The sequence below is a fragment of the Paenarthrobacter sp. NPDC058040 genome (assembly GCF_042885775.1).
Taxonomy (GTDB): Bacteria; Actinomycetota; Actinomycetes; order Actinomycetales; family Micrococcaceae; genus Arthrobacter.
In genome coordinates, this window is sequence record NZ_JBHVRN010000025.1 from 1 (window position 1) to 19906 (window position 19906).

The window sequence follows — 19906 nt, forward strand, 5'->3', positions numbered from 1 at the left end:
CCCCATCCCTCAAGGATCCCCGCCCCACCCATCCCGGAGCTTTTTCAATGAGGCAACGTATCCGGCTACGCGGAGGTTTTTTGTGAGTCAACGCGCACACTTGCGGCTCAACACCACGTTGCCTAGGCTAAAACAATAAGCTTGCTTACTAATATTCAGCGTGACAGCCCGTGTTCCACACCTAGTCAACAGGAGGACCACCATGACCGACCAGTACACCTTCCGAAACCCGGTCACTGCCTACGAGCACATCTCGCCGCCCAAGCAGCACCAGCCCGAACCTGGCCTGGACGCTGAACTGACGCCCAAAGCGGATCTGGGCGAGGAAACCTACCGGGGCACCGGCCGGCTGGAGGGCCGTAAAGCGATCATCACCGGGGCCGACTCCGGTATCGGCGCAGCGACGGCGATCGCGTTCGCCCGGGAAGGGGCCGACGTCGTCCTTTCCTACTTGCCCGAAGAAGAAGAGGACGCCGCCCGCATCGCCGGCATCATCGAAGCCGCGGGCCGCAAAGCCGTCAAGGTCCCCGGCGACCTCAAGGACTCCGATGCCTGCCGAACTGTGGTTGAAAGCGCGGTGACCGAGTTGGGCGGGATCGACATCCTGGTCAACAACGCCGGAAAGCAGGTGGCGCAGGAAGACCTCGCGGAAATCACCGACGAGCAGTTCGACCACACCATCAAGACCAACGTTTATGCAATGTTCTGGCTGACCAAGGCAGCCCTGCCGCGCATGCCGGAGGGTTCCACCATCATCAACACCACCTCCATCCAGGCGTACAACCCCTCGCCAACCCTCGTGGACTACGCAACCACCAAAGCCAGCATCAACAACTTCACCAAGGGCTTGGCCCAGCAACTTGCACCCAAGGGCATCCGGGTCAACGCCGTGGCCCCGGGCCCTATCTGGACTCCCCTCCAGGTCAGCAGCGGCCAACCCAAGGAAGCGCTGCCCGAGTTTGGCAAGGACACACCCTTGGGCCGCGCAGGGCAACCCGCGGAACTCGCCCCGGCGTACGTTTTCCTCGCCTCGCCCGAGTCCAGCTACGTGGTTGGCGAAACGCTGAACGTGAACGGCGGCAGCCCCACGCCTTAACCAACCGCATACGACGGCGGCGCTCTCCACGGTGGGGAGCGCCGCCGTCGTACTTTCAACTTAAAGGCCGGCCCGTTATGGCGCCCCTGCGAGCAGTGGCGGTAGCTTTGGAATACTCTTCCCCCAAGCGGCGGAGGTACCGCTGATGCAAGGCTTATCCACGTCACTGGTTGTGATCGCCTTGCTTGCTGTTGCCGCGCCACTGGCCGTCCGTTCACTGGATCGGGTGGTGAAGGTTCCCTTGGTGGTGTTCGAGATCGTACTCGGCATCCTCCTGGGTCCCAGCGTGCTGGGCTGGGTCCAGTCCGTCCAGTTCACCGATACCTTGGCCGACTTTGGCCTGGCCATGCTGTTTTTCGTCGCGGGCAACGAAATCGACTTCGCCCTGATCCGGGGCCGGCCGGCCTCGCGGGCCGGCCTGGGATGGCTGATCTCCCTGGCAGCCGGTGTCGGGGCAGGCCTGTTGTTGGGACCCAGCGTGGAAGCCGCGGTGATTATCGGCATCGCGCTCTGCTCAACCGCATTGGGCACCTTGTTGCCGATCCTTCGCGACGCCGGTGAGTCGCGCACGCCCATGGGGATCGCAGTGACCGCGCTCGGAGCAATTGGCGAGTTCGGCCCCCTGGTGGCAATTTCTCTGTTCTTCAGCGGAAAGCAGCTGGGTCCGGCCACGGCCGTGCTGTTGGGATTCGTCCTCCTGACAGGACTGGCAGTCTTCCTGGCAGCCCGGTCCCGCCACAAGTTCCTGCACGCCCAAGTGACCCGGACCCTGCACACCAGCAGCCAGTTCGCCGTGCGATCGATCATGTTCATCCTCACCGTCCTGGTAGTGCTGAGCATGATCCTTGGACTGGACATGCTGCTGGGCGCTTTCGCGGCCGGAATCCTCTGGAAGGTGGTGATCGCCCGCGCGTCGGAACAGGACCGCTCAGTCATCGAAGCCAAAGTGGACGCCATTGCCTTCGGGTTCCTGGTGCCAATCTTCTTCATCGATACCGGGATTGACTTCGATCTGGGAGCCCTCGCTTCCAGCCCCCTGACGCTGGCACTGGTTCCACTGTTCCTGGCGTTGCTGCTGCTGGTGCGGGGAATCCCTTCGATCCTCGCAGCTCCCCCGGGCTCAACGTTCGCGGAAAAACGTGCCGTGGCACTGTTTGGCGCAACGGGGCTGCCGATCATCGTGGCCGTTACGGGCATCGGTCAGGACGCTGGAATCATTTCGAACGGCATAGCGTCAGCCTTGGTCGGCGCGGGCATGCTTTCCGTGCTGCTGTTTCCGATGCTGGCGCTGCGGCAGCGGGAACGGAAGGCGGTGCGGGCCCGGGAAGCGGGGTGAGCCTTTGGGCCGCTCAGGGCTGGTAAAACGGGTGGACGCTTTGGCGGGTGGGTTCCGGCGTGGGGGGCACGGGCTTCATCCGGAGCAAACGGATGGCTTGGATGAGGAGGGCCACGTGGATGAAGAATGCGAACAGCGCCGGCATCCTTCCGGAGCTCATGACGGCATCCACGGAGTTGAGCACAGCAAACACGAGCGCCAACGAGGACACCACCAAGCCGACAATAAGTGGCGCGATCGATGTCCCCTTTCGAGCAAGGATGTTCCAGATTCCGCAACCGACCACGGATGCGAAGAAAATGACGTTGAGTACCAGGGCACCGACCTCAACCATCATGTCAACGTCCGTGAGTGTCGCCAGAAGGTGCCAATCCCTCGTATACATGCGGGTCAGGGCGAAACCGTTAATAGCTCCCATCACCAACAGACCGATTCCCAGGCTCCTCCGCCCCTTGCGGTACTTGTCGGCATCAAAGTCGGACGTCGCCCGGGGCAATTCATTCGGGCTCGGAATGTGGAGGCTCATGCATGGTTCCTTGGAGATCGCAGGGAGTACCCTGTGCGCCCCCAACGAGAACTATCTAGGACCTTCGGGCGAGCGTCAAGGGGCGCCCGCTATCGCCGCCGGGCGAAGGACTTGTCACGTTTCCACACCTTCCGTATTGACTGAAAATTCAGTCAGGATCTATAGCGAAGGCATTACATCGACGTGATGTAGTTCACGAAAGGCTCTGACATGTTCAGCACGCGCTTCCGCAAAGACGCGGATCCCGTCGGTGCCGTGTCCTCGCACAAGGACAGCTTCGGCCGCATCGAATCAGTCGGCATCGAGTACATTCCCGACGAACAACGCACCTCCCGCCCGCGCAACCTCTTCTCCGTCTTCTTCGGCGGAAACTTTGCTTTCTCGGTTATCGTCTTCGGTTGGCTACCCATCACCTTCGGACTCGATTTCGTCGGTGCCGCCACGGCCAGTCTCACGGGACTCGTTATCGGCACGATCCTCATCGCACCCATGGCCCTCCTCGCTCCCCGCACGGGCACCAACAACACTGTTTCCAGCGCCGCACACTTCGGCACAAGGGGAAGACTGATCGGTTCCGGACTGACACTCCTCTTCGCCCTGGCCTATGCGGCAATCGCTGTCTGGACCTCCGGTGACGCCCTGATGGCAGCTGCGGAACGGCTCCTGGGCATACCCTTGGACAGCACCACGCTTGCCATTGGCTACGCGGTTATCTCCATCGAGATCGTGCTCGTGGCCCTTTTCGGCCACGGGACGGTGGTCACCATGCAGAAGTTCGTAGCGCCCGTGGTCGGAATCCTTCTCATCGCAGGAGTCGTGGCGTTCGCTCCCACGTTCAGCCCTTCCACCGTGCACGCGGACTACCTTCTGGGCGATTTCTGGCCTACCTGGATTCTGTCCGTCGTGATCTCCATTGGTGGTCCGCTGTCCTATGCGCCCACGTTGGGTGACTACAGCCGGCGCATCTCCCGCAAAAAACACTCCGACCGTGCAGTCCTGGCCGCGACCTGCTCTGGGGTGTTCCTGGGCCTCTTTGTCACCGCACTCTTCGGCGCCTTCACCGCTTCCGCCATTCCCGAGCTGGGCGGATCGTACGTCGCGGACCTCGTCCGTGCTTCACCGGCGTGGTATCTGCTGCCCATACTCGTTATCGCCCTGGCTGGTGGGCTCGGCCAGGGAGTCCTTAACCTCTACGCAAGCGGCCTCGACCTGGAAGCCCTCTTCCCGCGGCTCCGCAGGATCCACACCACGCTCATCACTTCGGCAGTCGCCGTCGGACTTCTCTACCTCGGAGTCTTCGTGTTCAACGCCGTCGACTCCATCACGGCGATGACGCTGGTACTCAACGGCCTCGCAGGTCCATGGGTGGCCATCAACGTCCTCGGCTTCCTCGTTGCCCGCCGGGGCAAATACAGTCCGGGAGACCTCCAGTTATTCCGGGCGGACGGTCCCACAGGACATTACTGGTTCAGCAGGGGCTGGAACCTGAGGGCTGTCATTCCCTGGGCCGTCGGCTCGACGTTCGGTCTCCTCGCCACGGACACCTCCCTCTACACCGGTCCCCTCTCCCACTTGGCTGGCGGCGTGGACCTGAGTTTCGTGGGATCCACAGTGATCGGATCGCTCGGATATCTGGCGGCCCTACGACTCTGGCCGGAACCGCATGCTGTCCAGGCCGGCCCGGCAACGGAGCGGGGTGAGCACGTATTACTGTCAAACCATGACTGACAAACTAGCCAAGATCCTTACCGCCGCCACCACCTGCATCGCCAGGAACGGTGTTCGGGGACTGCGGGTCAACGATGTGGCGAAGGAAGCCGGTGTTTCGTCCGGACTGCTGTACTACCACTTCACGGACAGGGCCGGCCTGCTCGCCGCCACCCTCGAGCACATCAACAAACAGGTCAGCAAGGACGACGTTCCTTCCGCAAGAAAGAGCCAGGATGGCGGAAAGCACCTCCGGCATCTCCTCCTCGACGAAATCAAGGACGATGCCGACGTCCGCAGGAACTCGGTGGCGTGGAACGAGCTCAGGGCCTGCTCAATCTTCGAGCCGGAACTGACCGAACCGCTCTCCCGCACCACTTCCGCGTGGAACCGCGAAATCGCGACGGCCATCCAGGCCGTTCAAGCAGGCATCAGCGATCAGGAAGCAGCCACGACGGCGGAGATCCTCACCAGCCTGGTGGAGGGGATCTCAGGACGTTGGCTGAGCGGTTTCATCACCACGGAGCACGCACGTTCCCTGGTAGCCGGCGCGATCGATTCGCTGACCGCCACGGCTCCCCTGCAAAAGGCTTCCGGACGGGACCTTGGCTAGTGAACAACTTCAAGAAATTACCGGGTTCCACAAGAATCCCCCGAGACAAGGACCCCTAGGTCCAGTCAGGACAATCCATCATGGACATCATCAGCAACACCACGCCGCCCTGGTCGCCCGCACGGAGCCGCGAAACCACCCGCCAACCCCTCCGCGTAGCACTTGTCCAGCACCGCTGGCGGGACGACGCCGCAGAACTCCGGTCAGTGTTGACCGAAGCCATCGGCAGGGCCGCCGAAGCAGGGGCCGCGTCGGTCTTCCTGCCGGAACTGACCGTCTCCAAATACCCCGCCAACGTACGTGCGGGAACAAACCCTGCACAGGACGCAGAGGACTTGCTCAACGGCCCCACCTTCGAATTCGCGGCCAGCGCCGCCCGCGCCCACGGCGTCACAGTCCACGCCTCGCTCTACGAACGGGCCGACGGCGACGACGGACTGGGCTTCAACACCGCCATCCTTGTCTCGCCCGATGGTGAACTGCTCGCCCGCACCCGCAAGACACACATCCCCATCAGTGCCGGGTACTACGAGGACACGTATTTCCGGGCCGGCCCCGCGGAAGACGCCTACCCGGTGTACCGTCCAGCGGAACTGGACCACGCCGTCGTCGGACTTCCCACCTGCTGGGACGAATGGTTCCCTGAAGTCGCCCGGCTCTATTCGCTGGCCGGGGCGGAGATCCTGGTGTACCCCACCGCGATCGGTTCCGAGCCGACGTTCCCGGACTTTGACCACCAACCGCTGTGGCAACACGTCATCACCGGACACGGAATCACGAACGGCACCTTCATGGTGGTCCCCAACCGCACAGGCGACGAGGGCGACATCACCTTCTACGGTTCCTCGTTCATTTCAGACCCCTACGGCCGCGTCCTGGTCCAGGCCCCTCGGGACAAGGAGGCCGTGCTGGTCGCCGACCTCGACCTGGACCAGCGCAAGGACTGGCTGGACCTGTTCCCCTTCCTGACCACCCGCCGCCCGGACACCTATGCCGAACTCACCAGGGAGGTGGACATCGAACGCCCGTACGGCGCGGTGTCCGCGCTGCAGAATGCGGCACGGCCATGACGTGGCTCATGCCGAGCGAGACCGCTCCGCAGGAACGGGTCTGGATGGCCTTCCCTCCGGAACGCTCCTCGATCGGGCACTCGGACCAGGAAACCCACGAGGCACGGACTGCATGGGCCGCTGTGGCCCACGCAGTTCTCAGGTTCGAGCCGGTCACCATGATGGTCGATCCGCCGGACATGGAGGCCGCCCGCCGGTATCTGTCGCCTCACATCGAGTTGGTGCCCGCACCCCTTGATGACGCGTGGATGCGGGACATCGGGCCGACTTTCGTAATTGACGACGACGGCCGGCTGGGTGGCGTCGATTGGGTCTTCAACGGGTGGGGCCAGCAGGATTGGGCCACGTGGGGCAAGGACTCGGCCATCGGCGCCGAAGTGGTGCGCTTGGCTGGCGCCCAAATGGTGGAAACCCCGTTGGTCAACGAAGGCGGCGGAATCCAGGTGGACGGGCTCGGCACGGTTTTGGTCACCGAAACGGTGCAGCTGGACAAGTACCGGAATCCGTACCTCACCAAACCGGACGTCGAGGCGGAACTGCGGCGCACCATCGGCGCCACGCACGTCATCTGGCTCCCGCGTGGGCTGACCCGCGATTCGGAGGCTTTGGGAACCCGAGGCCACGTGGACATTATCGCGACCATTCCCTCGCCCGGCGTGCTGCTGGTCCATTCCCAGCGCAATCCCGACCACCCGGACTTCCACATCACGGCGGACATCATTTCGCTGCTGGCCAGTACGCACGACGCCGTCGGCCGTTCCTGGGACATCGTTGAAGTGCCCGCACCCGAAACACTGCGCGACGCGGAGGGTTGGGTGGACTACAGCTATATCAACCACCTGGTGGTCAACGGCGGCGTTATTGCCTGCAGTTTCGACGATCCCGCCGACGCCCAGGCCCGGCGGATCCTGGAGCAGGCGTATCCCGGCCGCGAGGTAGTCATGGTGGACGCCCGTGCCATCTTTGCCCGGGGCGGGGGAATTCACTGCATCACCCAGCACCAACCCGCCGTTTAGCCGGCGTCGGGAAGGGCTCGACGGCGGCACCTCCTTTGGTGCCGCCGTTTCAGTCCCCTGCGGCGAAGGCCGCGACAAGGAGTCCGAGTGGTGGCGGCGCCTCGCCGTGCGGTAACGCTTCGACCAACAGCTGCGCGTACCGGACCTTGTTGCCGCTGCGTCCGCCAAAGAACCTCCTCAGTTGAGCCGTCACCGGGCGGTCCCGCAAGGAGGGCTGCCGTTGCAGGAGCCGGAACGAGGCGAGCTCTCCTTGCTCATCAATAACCTGCAGGACGTTGTCCGTCCCCAGGGCGCGGATGAGCTCGTCCTCGAGGTCCTCATGGCAAACAAAGAAACCCAGTTCAGCCAACGTTCCCGGTCCGATCCCGGCACGGCTGAGGGCCCTGGTGATGCCCGGCGACTCCCCCGCATCACACAAACCCAACAAGCGATGATCGGCGCCGTTCGGCCCGTAACGGTCCAGGAAATGGATGATGCTCGTGGCGCCACCCATGGGGACCACGGTCACTCCTTCAGCAACGAGGTTGTGCCCGAGGCGGGCGGCAAGCACCTCCACGGCCACTTTGTCGCTCTCCCCTTCGACGAACACCGTTGTTGTCTGCATAAAGCAAGTATGTAGGACTAGACTCCTGGCACAGGACGGATTGGCGAGGTGCAGCAGCTCTGGTGACGATCCACCCTGTCAGAGGGCGGGACCTGCCACGACTGCGGTGTTCCGCCCTGCCGCTTTGGCCTCGTACAGCGCGGCATCGGCGGCATCGATCATGGCCGGCAGTCCGGGTCCGGAGGTGGAGTTGCAGGCGATTCCATAACTGGCAGTCGGCACGGTCGCCGTCCCGGGGGAACGGGACGAATCGGCAAGCTTCCGGCTGATCTCCGCAGTGATGCCGTGAGCACGCAGAGGGTCGGCCCCGGCCACCAGGAGGATGAACTCTTCGCCGCCGTAGCGGCCAACAAGATCGGTGCCGCGCACGGAGGCGGTGGCGGCTTGTGCAAAGGCCTGTAGGGCCGCATCACCAGCCGAGTGGCCATACGTGTCATTGATGGACTTGAAGTGGTCCAGGTCCGCCAGGATCACCGTGCAGACGGAGTCAGTGTCCCCGAGCCTTTGCAATTCCTTCTCCGCCAACTCCAGGAAAGCCTGCCGGTTCAAGAGACCCGTCAGCCCGTCGCGGCTCGCCTTCTCGGACAGCGACCTGATCAGCTGCCGGTTGCTGAGTTCATTCATGCTGAAGGAGACAATGATCAGCAGCCATATCAGAAGCAGGCATGTCAGTGCGGGACTGAAGTAGGCCAGGAAAACTTCACCCTGCGGCCCGTCTACGGAATAGACGACTCCCCGGGCGAGGAAATACAGCACCAAGGCCCCTGCGGCGAACAACGTTGGCCGCTGTGCCCGGGAACCGTTCCGCCCCAAAAGGGCCAGCTCCTTTGCCGCCAAGGCCATGCCCGTGGCCATCATCACCAGATAAGCCAAGCCACCGGACCAGGCATTCTGGGTGGGATTCTCGAGGGCGGATGCCACCGCCGTGACAGTCGGCCCGGCGGCCAACTGCCACCAATGCACGCTCAGGAGCCGGAGGGAACGGGCTCCGGCCCACAGACAGAAGGCTCCTCCCACTAACAGGGCGTTGCCGAAAGGGTTGGCCAAGGCCTGGTGATCCAAGCCGGTGAAGAAGAAGGATCCATTCCCTGCCAACCAGAAAGCCAACGCCAAGGACCACCAGCCTGTGTAGGCCGAACCTGACCTGCGGTATGAACTGTAGAAAAGGCAACAAAGCGTGAGCGTCACTACCACCAACGCCACTTTCAGACTGCCCGCATCAAACACTGTTTTCCCCTCGCCGGACAACCAGCGTAAGGCAGGCACCCCCCGCCAGCCGGCAACCCACCCACCAGCCGCGTCGGGTGCTGCAATGCAAAGAGAAAACCCCTCCCAACCAGCGTGTTCACTGGCATGGAGGGGTTTGGTGGAGCCCCCTGCCGGATTCGAACCGGCGACCCCCTGTTTACAAGACAGGTGCTCTGGCCAACTGAGCTAAGGAGGCGTGCGAAGAACGCTAGTCAAGGTTAGCCCAGACCGTCCTCCACAAGGAAATTCGTGGAACCAGGACCGGCCCGGAACAAACAACAACGGCCGGCCGCCTTCGAAGAGAAGGCGACCGGCCGTCGTCGTACTTACCGGAAATCAGCCCTTGGCGGTGATCGCGGTCTGGATCTCTGCGTTCAGGTCGGTTGAACCATCCCACTGCTTGCCGTCGATGAAGACGGTGGGGGTACCGGTGATCCCGATCGCCGCCGCTTCCTGCGTGGCCACCTTCACATAAGGCCGGTATTGCTTGCTGTCGATGCACGAGTCGATGTTGGCCGCACCCACCTCTGTGGCCATGGACTTGAGGTCCTTGTCCGAGATGCCTGCGCTGCCTTCGGCGGGCTGGCGCTCGAAGAGGAGGTTGAAGAAGTCCGCGTATTTCTCGGGCGAGGAGTTCACCACGCAGGCTGCCGCGTTCGCTGCGCGCGAGGAGTAGTTGGTGGTGGACTGCTGGTCCAGGAAACCGAGTGGACGGTATTCCAGGGAGATCTTGCCCTCGTTGCGGAGGCTGGTCAGCGAGTCACCGTAGGTGGTCTCGAAACGCTTGCAGATGGGGCAGATGAAGTCGATGTAGGCCACCACCTTCACAGGCTTGCCGGCCTCGGCCTCGGCACCGGGCGCCGTCACGGTGGCGGGTTTGGAAGCGGCGGGGGAAGGAACGTCGGCAACGTTGACGGTTGCCGCTGCGGACTTCACAACCTCGCTGTTTGCCAGAAGTGTTACGCCGCCGTGCACGTTGCCGTTGGCGGGGGTTGGGCCGCTGTCAGCGACGGGGGCGCTGTTCTGGATGTTCTGCACCACCACGAGGGCGATAATCACAAGAATCGCCACCACGGCAACCACGATGCCCCAGAGGACCAGCATCTTGTTGCGCTTGTCCTTTTTCAGCTGTTCTTCGCGGATCTTGCGCGCTTGTTCCCTGGCCTGGGCAGTGCGCTCGGCCTTTGACAGGCGTGGTTCGTTTGCGGGGCTCATCAGTTCCTCGTGGTTATTCGGCGTTGTGGGCAACGGGGTCAGTTTACGGGAGCAAACCTGAAGATTTGCCGTCTGCGCAGCGACCCGGTTGTTGAACGATCAAGTGCCGGCGATGATTCCGCCGGTAGGCTGGGAGGTGAGTCACAGCAACCCCAGGGAGCAGTAATGCAGGATTTGGCAAGCGAAAAACTCACGACGGAAGAGGGCATCAGGGCCTCGCCCACCAAGAAGCCGACGGCGGGCAAGTTCGATTTCATGGTTGTGTCCAACCGACTGCCGGTCGACAGGTGCGACGACGGCGGATGGCGCCGTTCGCCCGGCGGCCTGGTGACCGCCCTCGCACCTATGATGACCAAGTCCGACGGCGCGTGGGTGGGTTGGCATGGCGCTCCGGACGAGACGGTGCGTCCTTTCAGCCACGAAGCCATGGACCTTGTCCCGGTCCAGCTCAGCAGCCACGAAGTGGAGCTTTACTACGAAGGCTTCTCCAACGCCACCATTTGGCCGCTTTACCACGATGTGATCGCCCCGCCGGAGTTCCACAGGACGTGGTGGGATTCGTACCGCCAGGTGAACAAGAAGTTCGCCGACGCCGTCATCCGCCACGCCTCCGACGGCGCCACGGTGTGGGTCCAGGACTACCAACTGCAGTTGGTGCCGCGGATGCTGCGCACGGCCCGACCGGACCTGAAGATCGGCTTCTTCAATCACATTCCGTTCCCTCCGCCGGAGATTTTCGCGCAGCTTCCTTGGCGCCGCGAGATCATCGACGGGCTCCTGGGCGCTGACCTCCTCGGCTTCCAGCGGCCCAGCGATGCGGGCAACTTCATGCGCTCAGCACGGCGTTTCCTGGGCGCAAGCGTCAAGCAGCAACAGGTCCATGTGAAGGGTCCTGACGGCGAGGTGACCCACATTGCCCGGGCACAGGCTTTCCCAATTTCCATCGACGTCGACCAGATCCGGGAGCTGGCAGGTCGCCCGGACATCATTGAGCGCTCCAGGCAGATCCGCAAGGACCTCGGCAACCCCAAGACCATCCTCCTGGGCGTGGACCGGCTCGACTACACTAAGGGCATCGGCCACCGCCTCAAGGCTTTCGAGGAACTGCTCGCCGATGGCCGCATCAAGGTCGAAGACGCCACGCTGATCCAGGTCGCCAGCCCCAGCCGCGAGCGCGTTGAGCAGTACCGGCTGCTCCGCGAAGAGATCGAAGGTACGGTCGGCCGCATCAACGGCACTTACGACACCATCCAGAACACTGCAGTGCGCTACCTGCACCACAGCTACCCGGTGGAGGAGATGGTGGCGCTGTACCTTGCGGCCGACGTCATGCTTGTCACTGCGCTGCGGGACGGCATGAACCTGGTGGCCAAGGAGTATGTAACGGCACGTTCCAAGGATGACGGCGCACTGGTTTTGAGCGAGTTCGCCGGCGCTGCTGACCAGTTGAAGCAAGCGCTCCTGATCAATCCGCACGACATCGACGGCCTCAAATCGTCCATCCTCCGAGCGATCAACCTGGAACCGAAGGAAGCACGGCGCCGCATGAAGCTGATGCGCAAGCAGATCCTGGACCACGACGTTGACCACTGGTCGGCCGAATTCCTTGAGTCCCTCAAAGAGAAGGTAGTTCGCGATGACAGCTGAGCAAACGCCCCTGACACTCTCCCCGGAACTCCTGGACGCGATCCGCCGGATCGCCGGCACGGAACAGCTCCTGGTAGCCCTCGACTTCGACGGCACGCTCTCTCCCATCGTGGACCGCGCCGGGGACGCCCGCCCCCTCCCACGGTCCGCTGCTGCTTTGGAGGACCTCGCGCGACTGCCTCGCACGACGACGGCACTCATCTCGGGGCGCGCACTGGACAGTTTGCGATTGGTCGCCTCTCCCCCGGCCAACACGCTGCTGATCGGCAGCCATGGGGCTGAGGTTTGGTTGGGCGAAGGTTCTTTGGGCCTGGAACTGGACGACGAGCAGCGCGCACGTTTGGCTTCCGTGCGCGAGGTCCTGGCCGGAATAGTGAACGTCGCTCCGGGAACCCTGTTGGAGGACAAACCCGCAGGCGTGGTGCTCCACACGAGGCTTGCCGACGATGACGTGGCGGAAGACGCCGTCGAGGCCGCCCGGATGGAACTGCAGGACCGTCCGGGTGTGTATCTCAAAACCGGCAAGCGGGTGTTGGAGACGTCCGTTGTCCACGCTTCCAAGGGCGAAGCCGTGGAGTTCCTGCGCCAGGCGACAGGAGCCACGGCCATCCTGTTCGCAGGCGACGATGTGACCGACGAGGACGCACTCGGGCGGCTTCTGGGAGATGACGTGGGCATCAAGGTTGGATTGGACTTCACGCAGGCCGCGTTCCGGGTCGAAGCACCGGTGCACGTAGCGGAACTGCTGGAAGCCCTTCTGCGGGAGCGTCGCCGCGTCACCGCCGAAGCGTAGGTGTGACGAGAACAACATGTGATGTTCGCAACAATTCGACAGCGGGTCGAAGTCTCTGCCATACTCTTGCTTGTGACGTGACGCACATTATCGTGCGGCGCCGCGTATGACTCCTCGGCCTTGGCCGGGGAGTTTCAACTGAACAAAAAGAACCATTCACTACGGATCGTCCGGCACGTACCTGCCGGTGAAGGGATTGATAACTGTGGCTACAGTTACTTTTGATAACGCTACGCGTCTGTACCCGGGCACAGATAAGCCCGCCGTCGATAAGCTCAACATCGACATCGCCGATGGCGAATTCCTGGTCCTCGTTGGACCCTCCGGTTGCGGTAAGTCCACCTCCCTGCGCATGCTCGCAGGTCTCGAGGACGTGAACGCTGGCCGCATCCTGATCGGTGACCGCGACGTGACGGACGTTCCGCCGAAGGACCGCGACATCGCAATGGTCTTCCAGAACTACGCCCTGTACCCGCACATGACCGTTGCGGACAACATGGGCTTCGCCCTCAAGATCGCCGGCGTTTCCAAGGAAGAGCGCGCAGAGCGGGTCCGCGAAGCCGCCAAGCTCCTGGACCTCGAGCAGTACCTGGACCGCAAGCCGAAGGCTCTCTCCGGTGGTCAGCGCCAGCGTGTTGCCATGGGCCGTGCAATCGTCCGTAACCCGCAGGTCTTCCTCATGGACGAGCCGCTCTCCAACCTCGACGCCAAGCTCCGCGTGCAGACCCGTACGCAGATCGCATCCCTGACCCGCCGCCTCGGCGTCACCACGGTTTACGTGACGCACGACCAGGTTGAGGCCATGACCATGGGTGACCGCGTTGCAGTCCTCAAGGACGGCCTCCTCCAGCAGGTTGACACCCCGCGCAACCTCTACGACCGCCCGCAGAACGTCTTCGTTGCAGGCTTCATCGGCTCCCCCGCCATGAACCTTCTGGAACTGCCGGTTGTTGACGGCGGCGTCCAGTTCGGTGGCACCGTCTACCCCGTCAAGCACGACGTCCTTGAGGACGCCACGGGCAAGACCGTCACCGTTGGCTCCCGTCCGGAAGACCTCGAGACCGTTGGCCAGGGCGAAGGCCTCCAGGTTGAGGTGGACGTCGTCGAAGAACTCGGCGCCGACGCCTACGTCTACGGCCACACCACCCTCGATGGCAAGAGCCACGACATCGTCGCACGCGTCGATGGCCGCCGTCCCCCGATGAAGGGCGAGTCCATCTACGTTCGTCCGCAGTCCGGCCACGTGCACCTCTTCGACACCAAGACCGGCCTCCGCCTGGGCGACTAATCGCATAATGCAGTGCTGAGAGCGGCCCGACCCTCAACGGTCGGGCCGCTCTCTCGTTAACCCATCTCCGGCGAAAGAACGGCATGAACACGACGGACAACCTGATCCCCTTGCCCCAGCACGTCACGCCTCTGGACGGCCAGCCGTTCACTCTGACCGGCACCACCCGGATTGCCGCGTCCGGTGATGCCGAACCCGTCGCCGTGCAGCTCGCTGCCCTGCTTCGCCGGGGCACGGGTTTTGAACTGCCACTCACCACCGCGTTCCGCCCCGGGGACATCGCCTTGGAGTTGGGCGCAGCGCTCGAGGGCGGACCGGAGGCTTATGCGCTCACCGTCACCGACGCCGGCGCCCGCCTCAGGGCATCCACACCGGCCGGGCTGTTCAACGGAATCCAAACCCTCCGTCAGCTTTTCGCGCCTTCAATCGAACGCTCTCTCACCCAAGCCGTTGGCATTGCCGGTGACAGCGGCAGTTGGGCGATCCCCGCCGTCGAAATCCATGACGCACCGCGCTTCGCGTACCGCGGTCTGATGCTGGACGTCGCCCGCAGTTTCTTCACCGTGGAAGAGGTCAAGGAACAGATCGATGTCATGGCGCAGTTCAAGCTGAACGCCCTGCACCTCCATCTCACGGACGACCAAGCCTGGCGCATCGAAATCCACGCTCCGGAGAACAACCCGTCGGGGCTGGACTACGCCAACCTCACGGCCCTTGGCGGCGCAGTGGACCACCCCGGCGTCGGGCTGGCTCCGGGCCACACCGGTTTCTACACTCAGCAGGACTACCGGGACATCCAGGCGTACGCGGCCACGCGGAACATCCTGGTGGTACCGGAGATCGACCTTCCCGGCCACGTCAATGCCGCACTGGCCGCCATCCCGCAACTGAACCCGGACGGCGTCGCCAAACCCGGCAACACCACGGGCGATGTCGGCTACTCCACGCTGACGGCAGACCTGCCTGCTACCTACGAGTTCGTGACCGAGGTCCTGGGACAGATCGCCGCCATCACTGAAGGCCCCTACCTGCACATCGGCGGGGACGAGGCCCACGTCACCGGGCATGAGAACTACGTGACCATGGTGACCGAATTCGCCAGGATCGGCGCCGCAACCGGCAAGACGGTGGTGGGCTGGAACGAGTACGCGCAGGTCCAGCTTCCTGAGGGTTCCGTGGCGCAGTACTGGTGGGGCGACTTCGAACCGGTGGTCCGGCAGGCCGAACACGGCGGCTCGCAGGTCATCATGTCCCCGGCCGCCAACACGTACCTGGACCAGAAGTACGACTCCGCAAGCCCCATCGGCCTGTCCTGGGTGGAAGGCGGGCCATTTACCTGGTCGGAGTACTACGACTGGAACCCTGCCCAAGGTGGCCTCGAAGACCGCCACATCCTCGGCGTCGAAGGTCCGCTCTGGACCGAAACGGTCCGCGGAAACCAGCAGGCCTACTGGCTCCTGTACCCGAGGGCGGTTTCCCTGGCCGAAGTCGCGTGGACCGGCCAGGAGGCCCGCGACCTTGGTGACTTCCGACGTCGGCTGGGCGCCTTCGGTGAGCGGCTCGCCAACCAGGGTGTCGGCTTCCAGGCCGCACCCGACGTCGAATGGTCAGCCAAACCGGCAGATCCCTTCACTGAACTGAACAGCACCTCCGAGTACGGAACAATTGAGGCATGAGCGAGCAAAACGGAGCCCAGTGGCATGACGAACCTACCGACTACGGGCAGATAGGCAAGCTCCCCCGGAAAGAAGCGGCGAGTGCGCAGGACTCCGCACCGCCCGCCAGCGTCATCGGCTCGCTGAACATCACTGCTGCCGCCGCGGATCCGGAGCTGCTGGACCTGCCTTGGCACATCGCCCTGGAGGACTGGCCAACGGAATTCCTGGCTGCCCTTCCCCGCGGTATTTCCAGGCACATTGTGCGTTTCGCCCATTTGGGCGGTTCCGTGATCGCCATCAAGGAAACGTCCGAGCATGTGGCCCGGCACGAGTACCACATGCTCCGGAAGCTCGCGAGGCTTGACGTTCCTTGCGTGGAGCCCGTGGCCGTCATCACCGGCAGGACCACTGCCGATGGCAAGCCGCTGAATCCTGTGCTGGTCACACGGCACTTGAAGTTCTCCATGCCGTACCGCGCGTTGTTCTCGCAAATGCTGCGCAAGGACACGCTGACCCGCCTGATTGACGCCCAAGCCTTGCTCCTGGTCCGTCTGCACCTCATCGGTTTCTACTGGGGCGACGTCTCGCTGTCCAACACGTTGTTCCGTCGCGATGCCGGCGCCTTCGCCGCCTATCTGGTGGACGCGGAAACTGGCGAGCTGTACCCGGACCTGTCCCAAGGCCAGCGCGAGTACGATTTGGAAATCGCACGGGTGAACATTGCCGGCGAGCTCATGGACCTCCTGGACGGCGGGCTCATCGAAGAAAAGGTGGACCCCGTAGCCACCAGTGAGCTGATCATGGACAGCTACCGCCGGCTCTGGGCGGAGCTTACGGAGAAGGAATCCTTCGAACTCGGCGAACGCTGGCGCGTAGGCGCCCGCATCCGGCGCCTCAACGAGCTCGGCTTCGATGTCGAGGAATACGCCATCAAGACCACGGCGGACGGCTCCACCATCCAGCTCCAGCCCAAGGTGGTGGACGCCGGACACCACCAGCGCCGCTTGCTGCGCCTCACCGGACTGGACGCCCAGGAAAACCAGGCCCGCAGGCTCTTGAACGACATGGACCAGTTCCGGGCGGACAACAACCCGGACCTGGACGAGGAAATCAGCGCGCATGCTTGGGTCAGCCAGATCTTCGAGCCCATTGTGCGGTCCATCCCGCGGCACCTGGCCGGGAAGCTGGAGCCTGCCGAAGTGGTGCACGAGGTCCTGGAGCACCGCTGGTACATGAGCCAGAAGCAGGATCGCTACATCCCGCTGGCCGAGACCGTGCAGTCCTACATCGATACCGTCCTGCAGCACCGCCGTGACGAGGCCGCGATCATGCTCAACCCTGACACGGAGATGTTGAAGATCCTCGAGGTGGAGGTTGAGGAGTCCGGCCGTTACGACGACGACGAGGACGCCTACCCCGACGCCGACGACTGACTCGCGGCAAACGAGGCTCGACGCCGGCACTCACCTGAGTAGAGGCGTCGAGTTCGTTACCTGACAGTTCTGCCCATATCGTTGATTTTCCGGGCCGGGTGGCCCATCAGTAGACCGCATGGCAGGTCCTGGATGGCATGACTGGCACGCATTAGCTCCCGGCTCTGGGTAGCCCGTCGCAGTTTTCGTCGGGGCTTTCGTAGGGTTTATGGGGAGGCATAGGTTAGTTGACGGGTTCGATCGTCGGCATCTCTTTCGTCAGCCCAGATTCTACGTCAGAAAGCAACCGTCGACCCACCTCCGTTAGAGTGGAGAGCACGCGTTGGCCTTCCCCCTGTGTGCACGAGCCTAGACGCGACGTTTTCGATACTTTCGCCGCGCATCCGCAGGTTTGCGAGTTTCACACCCACGGTCCCGGACGGTGTCGGACTTCGGTTCGCTGCCGCCCTGGCAACACCCGTCGATGATGCGGCACAAGCTATCCCGCCTTCGGCCACGACTATGTTGAGCATCTCGGTTCCCAGTTGGTGTGGTGAACGCTCTGCCGCACAATGTGCCCACCATGTCAGGGGACGAGCCCAGTATCGACTCCTTCCTCCCGACGCCCTGGACCGGTGGCAAAGAACTCCAAGTGAGTCTCGCCGTGACGATCGCGGTTCCCTGCTGGCTACTGGCCGCGGTGCCTTCCTTGCCGAGCTGAACGCGGCAACACGCAGCACCTGACTCAATGTGGAGATTCTTTCACTCTCCCACTAGAGTGGGAGTAACCACCGGCGCGAGAGAGGAACCGTCATGGCGATTCATACACCCAAGACACGTGAGGATCTCGCGTACCATCTGTCACCAATGCGTCTCCAGGCGACCGTTTTCGAACGTGCCGTAGCGGTGGGTGCGGCTGAGAGTCGCGCTTACTCGAAGGGCGCACCGAAGTCGGCGCCCAACATGACTCGCTGGTACCGCACGGTCGAGGTCATTCACGAGCAACTTATGCTGCTGCAACTCGACTGGAGACGCTCGGACCCACAGAACTTGCCTTACTTCTCGCAGGCTGACCTCAATCTCGGACTGATCACCAGCAGCGGCGACCAGTTCACTGGCATCGACTGGGGCACGCCAAGTACTAAGAACCCGAAGGGCTCAGCCTTCGCGCGTCGCGTCGACGAGAATGGCCAGATGGCCTTGTTCGGCCAGCCGACCGACGACAGTGGCGAAATCGACGTCAAATACCTCTGGATTCTGCTCTACAACGAACGTGACGGCATGGTATTCCTTGAGCTATCCCGTCCAACCTCGATGGCCGGCAAACAGATCGACAGCTGGGCAGAACGGATCATCTTCCCACCGTTCGACCTCACGCTCGGTGCATTCTCGTTCGAGGAAGACACCGAAGAAGACGAGGGCTTCGGCTTCACCGTCGCACGGCGCTAAGGCACCGGTAGCCCCGCAATGAGCACCACCTTCATTCCCGCGCGCCTTGAGATGGCACGGGCCATCCGACAGATGACCGCCACCGCGCTCGCCACGGAAGCGGGCACCACGGCGCCCTGGATATCTCAAGCGGAAAACACTAAAAAGACACCGAGTCCCGAGCTTATCCGCGAGTTCGCGCGCGTCCTCAACTTCCCGGTCGATTTCTTCTATCGTCCAGTCAAAGCGCTCCCTCCGGCAGACGCTTTCCACTTTCGAGCAACATCGCGACTAGCAAAGAAGGATGAGGCTACCGCACGAAGCCTGTCAACACTGGCAATAGAACTGTCGGAATGGATAGAGGCGGCATACAGGGCACCAGCCCCCGACGTTCCGGAACTGCAGGACCTCCTCGACTCCGACGATGAACTTCCTCCCGAGCAAGCTGCCGAGGCTCTACGCGGGGCATGGGGTCTTGGCGTCGCACCAATCAAGAACCTTCTGCAGCTTCTCGAATTCAAGGGTGCGAAGGTCTACTCCGCTGGCGGGCCGTTGCAAGCCATCGACGCTTTCTCGTTCCGGCACGGGGCGACACCGGTAATCTTCTTGAACGTGCACAAGTCCGCCGAGAGACTACGTTTCGACCTCGCCCACGAACTTGGGCACCTTGTCATGCACGGCGGGTCATTGCACGTTGAACCAGGAAAGGAAAAAGAGCAAGCAGCAAACGACTTTGCCAGTTCCTTCCTAATGCCGCGGGCCGACGTCCTTGGCTCGATCCGCGGCAACTTGATGCTCGAGGACATCCTGATGCTCAAGAGGCGCTGGCGCGTGAGTGCAATGGCCCTCAACCTGCGTGCGCATCGACTAGGTGTCATCTCAGACTGGACCTACAGCACCCTAGCAAAGCAACTCTCAATGGCGGGCTTCCGAAGAAACGAGCCCGGCTCCAACCTACTCGCCGAAAGCTCCGGGCTCTTAACGCAGGTAATGAACGATATGCGAGGCCAAGGCGCCGGATTCATCGAGATTGCGCGAGCGCTCGACGTCCGCGCACAAGATGTCCGGGATCTCATGCTCGGGCTTGTGACCTTCTCCCTCGAAGGGGATGCACAAGCGCGGTCACGCAGCCAAGCGAACCTTAGGGTGGTCTGACCTTTGTACGGCGGGAATTTGAACGGGCAGTCCATTCTACCGACGGCCCCCTCGGGCGATCACGCCGCGGGCGACTCGTCTTGACCTGGCTAAT

At 62.9% G+C, this 19906-nt stretch carries 17 protein-coding genes and 1 tRNA gene; 13 read left to right on the top strand and 5 right to left on the bottom strand.

Going from position 1 to position 19906, the window contains the following annotated elements; translation table 11 throughout:
- Positions 1–202 precede the first annotated feature (202 nt).
- Together ACFVSJ_RS23625 and ACFVSJ_RS23630 are read left to right on the top strand one after the other, a co-directional pair.
- Positions 203–1096 (top strand): glucose 1-dehydrogenase, encoded by an 894-nt coding sequence (locus ACFVSJ_RS23625; RefSeq protein WP_387439555.1) that lies wholly within the window; start codon positions 203–205, stop codon positions 1094–1096.
- A gap of 145 nt (positions 1097–1241) precedes the next feature.
- Complete coding sequence (locus ACFVSJ_RS23630; protein WP_387439556.1) at positions 1242–2432, top strand: cation:proton antiporter; 1191 nt, start codon at positions 1242–1244, stop codon at positions 2430–2432.
- A gap of 13 nt (positions 2433–2445) precedes the next feature.
- On the opposite strand, the gene ACFVSJ_RS23635 is transcribed toward ACFVSJ_RS23630, so the two are convergent.
- On the bottom strand, positions 2446–2958 hold the full coding sequence (locus ACFVSJ_RS23635; protein ID WP_387439557.1) for a hypothetical protein: 513 nt from the start codon (positions 2956–2958) through the stop codon (positions 2446–2448).
- A 210-nt stretch (positions 2959–3168) separates the two neighbouring features.
- Between ACFVSJ_RS23635 and ACFVSJ_RS23640 the strand changes: the two genes are divergently transcribed.
- The 4 genes from ACFVSJ_RS23640 to ACFVSJ_RS23655 all read left to right on the top strand — a co-directional run bounded on the left by ACFVSJ_RS23640 (position 3169) and on the right by ACFVSJ_RS23655 (position 7364).
- A complete protein-coding gene (locus ACFVSJ_RS23640; RefSeq protein ID WP_387439558.1) occupies positions 3169–4686 on the top strand; it encodes a purine-cytosine permease family protein in 1518 nt (505 codons plus the stop codon).
- Positions 4679–5278, top strand: a complete 600-nt coding sequence (locus ACFVSJ_RS23645; RefSeq protein WP_387439559.1) for a TetR/AcrR family transcriptional regulator — start codon at positions 4679–4681, stop codon at positions 5276–5278. Before ACFVSJ_RS23640 ends, ACFVSJ_RS23645 begins: the two co-directional genes overlap by 8 nt.
- A gap of 80 nt (positions 5279–5358) precedes the next feature.
- A complete protein-coding gene (locus tag ACFVSJ_RS23650) occupies positions 5359–6348 on the top strand; it encodes a nitrilase-related carbon-nitrogen hydrolase (RefSeq protein ID WP_387439560.1) in 990 nt (329 codons plus the stop codon).
- On the top strand, positions 6345–7364 hold the full coding sequence (locus tag ACFVSJ_RS23655; RefSeq protein WP_387439561.1) for an agmatine/peptidylarginine deiminase: 1020 nt from the start codon (positions 6345–6347) through the stop codon (positions 7362–7364). Before ACFVSJ_RS23650 ends, ACFVSJ_RS23655 begins: the two co-directional genes overlap by 4 nt.
- Before the next feature lie 49 nt (positions 7365–7413).
- Here the strand turns inward: ACFVSJ_RS23655 and ACFVSJ_RS23660 are convergent, their stop codons facing one another.
- From ACFVSJ_RS23660 to ACFVSJ_RS23675, 4 genes are all read right to left on the bottom strand, one after another.
- Positions 7414–7968: a TOPRIM nucleotidyl transferase/hydrolase domain-containing protein gene (locus ACFVSJ_RS23660; RefSeq protein ID WP_387439562.1), complete on the bottom strand. Its 555-nt coding sequence runs from the start codon at positions 7966–7968 to the stop codon at positions 7414–7416.
- A gap of 78 nt (positions 7969–8046) precedes the next feature.
- Entirely contained in the window at positions 8047–9063 is a 1017-nt protein-coding gene (locus ACFVSJ_RS23665; protein ID WP_387439563.1) for a GGDEF domain-containing protein, read from the bottom strand.
- A gap of 272 nt (positions 9064–9335) precedes the next feature.
- A tRNA-Thr gene (locus ACFVSJ_RS23670) sits at positions 9336–9412 on the bottom strand.
- A gap of 140 nt (positions 9413–9552) precedes the next feature.
- Positions 9553–10431 (bottom strand): DsbA family protein, encoded by an 879-nt coding sequence (locus tag ACFVSJ_RS23675; protein WP_387439564.1) that lies wholly within the window; start codon positions 10429–10431, stop codon positions 9553–9555.
- Positions 10432–10596: 165 nt separating this feature from the next.
- On the opposite strand from ACFVSJ_RS23675, the gene ACFVSJ_RS23680 reads away from it, so the two are divergent.
- The 7 genes from ACFVSJ_RS23680 to ACFVSJ_RS23710 all read left to right on the top strand — a co-directional run bounded on the left by ACFVSJ_RS23680 (position 10597) and on the right by ACFVSJ_RS23710 (position 19812).
- Positions 10597–12078, top strand: a complete 1482-nt coding sequence (locus tag ACFVSJ_RS23680) for a trehalose-6-phosphate synthase (protein WP_387439565.1) — start codon at positions 10597–10599, stop codon at positions 12076–12078.
- Positions 12068–12871, top strand: a complete 804-nt coding sequence (gene otsB / locus ACFVSJ_RS23685) for a trehalose-phosphatase (protein WP_387439566.1) — start codon at positions 12068–12070, stop codon at positions 12869–12871. The genes ACFVSJ_RS23680 and otsB overlap by 11 nt, the downstream gene beginning before the upstream one ends.
- 205 nt (positions 12872–13076) lie before the next feature.
- Positions 13077–14159 (top strand): ABC transporter ATP-binding protein, encoded by a 1083-nt coding sequence (locus tag ACFVSJ_RS23690; protein WP_387439567.1) that lies wholly within the window; start codon positions 13077–13079, stop codon positions 14157–14159.
- A gap of 83 nt (positions 14160–14242) precedes the next feature.
- Complete coding sequence (locus ACFVSJ_RS23695; RefSeq protein WP_387439568.1) at positions 14243–15835, top strand: beta-N-acetylhexosaminidase; 1593 nt, start codon at positions 14243–14245, stop codon at positions 15833–15835.
- Positions 15832–17250: a DUF4032 domain-containing protein gene (locus ACFVSJ_RS23700; protein WP_387439569.1), complete on the top strand. Its 1419-nt coding sequence runs from the start codon at positions 15832–15834 to the stop codon at positions 17248–17250. The genes ACFVSJ_RS23695 and ACFVSJ_RS23700 overlap by 4 nt, the downstream gene beginning before the upstream one ends.
- 792 nt (positions 17251–18042) lie before the next feature.
- On the top strand, positions 18043–18678 hold the full coding sequence (locus ACFVSJ_RS23705; RefSeq protein WP_387439570.1) for a hypothetical protein: 636 nt from the start codon (positions 18043–18045) through the stop codon (positions 18676–18678).
- Between the two features lie 18 nt (positions 18679–18696).
- Positions 18697–19812: an ImmA/IrrE family metallo-endopeptidase gene (locus tag ACFVSJ_RS23710; RefSeq protein ID WP_387439571.1), complete on the top strand. Its 1116-nt coding sequence runs from the start codon at positions 18697–18699 to the stop codon at positions 19810–19812.
- Positions 19813–19906: the final 94 nt, after the last annotated feature.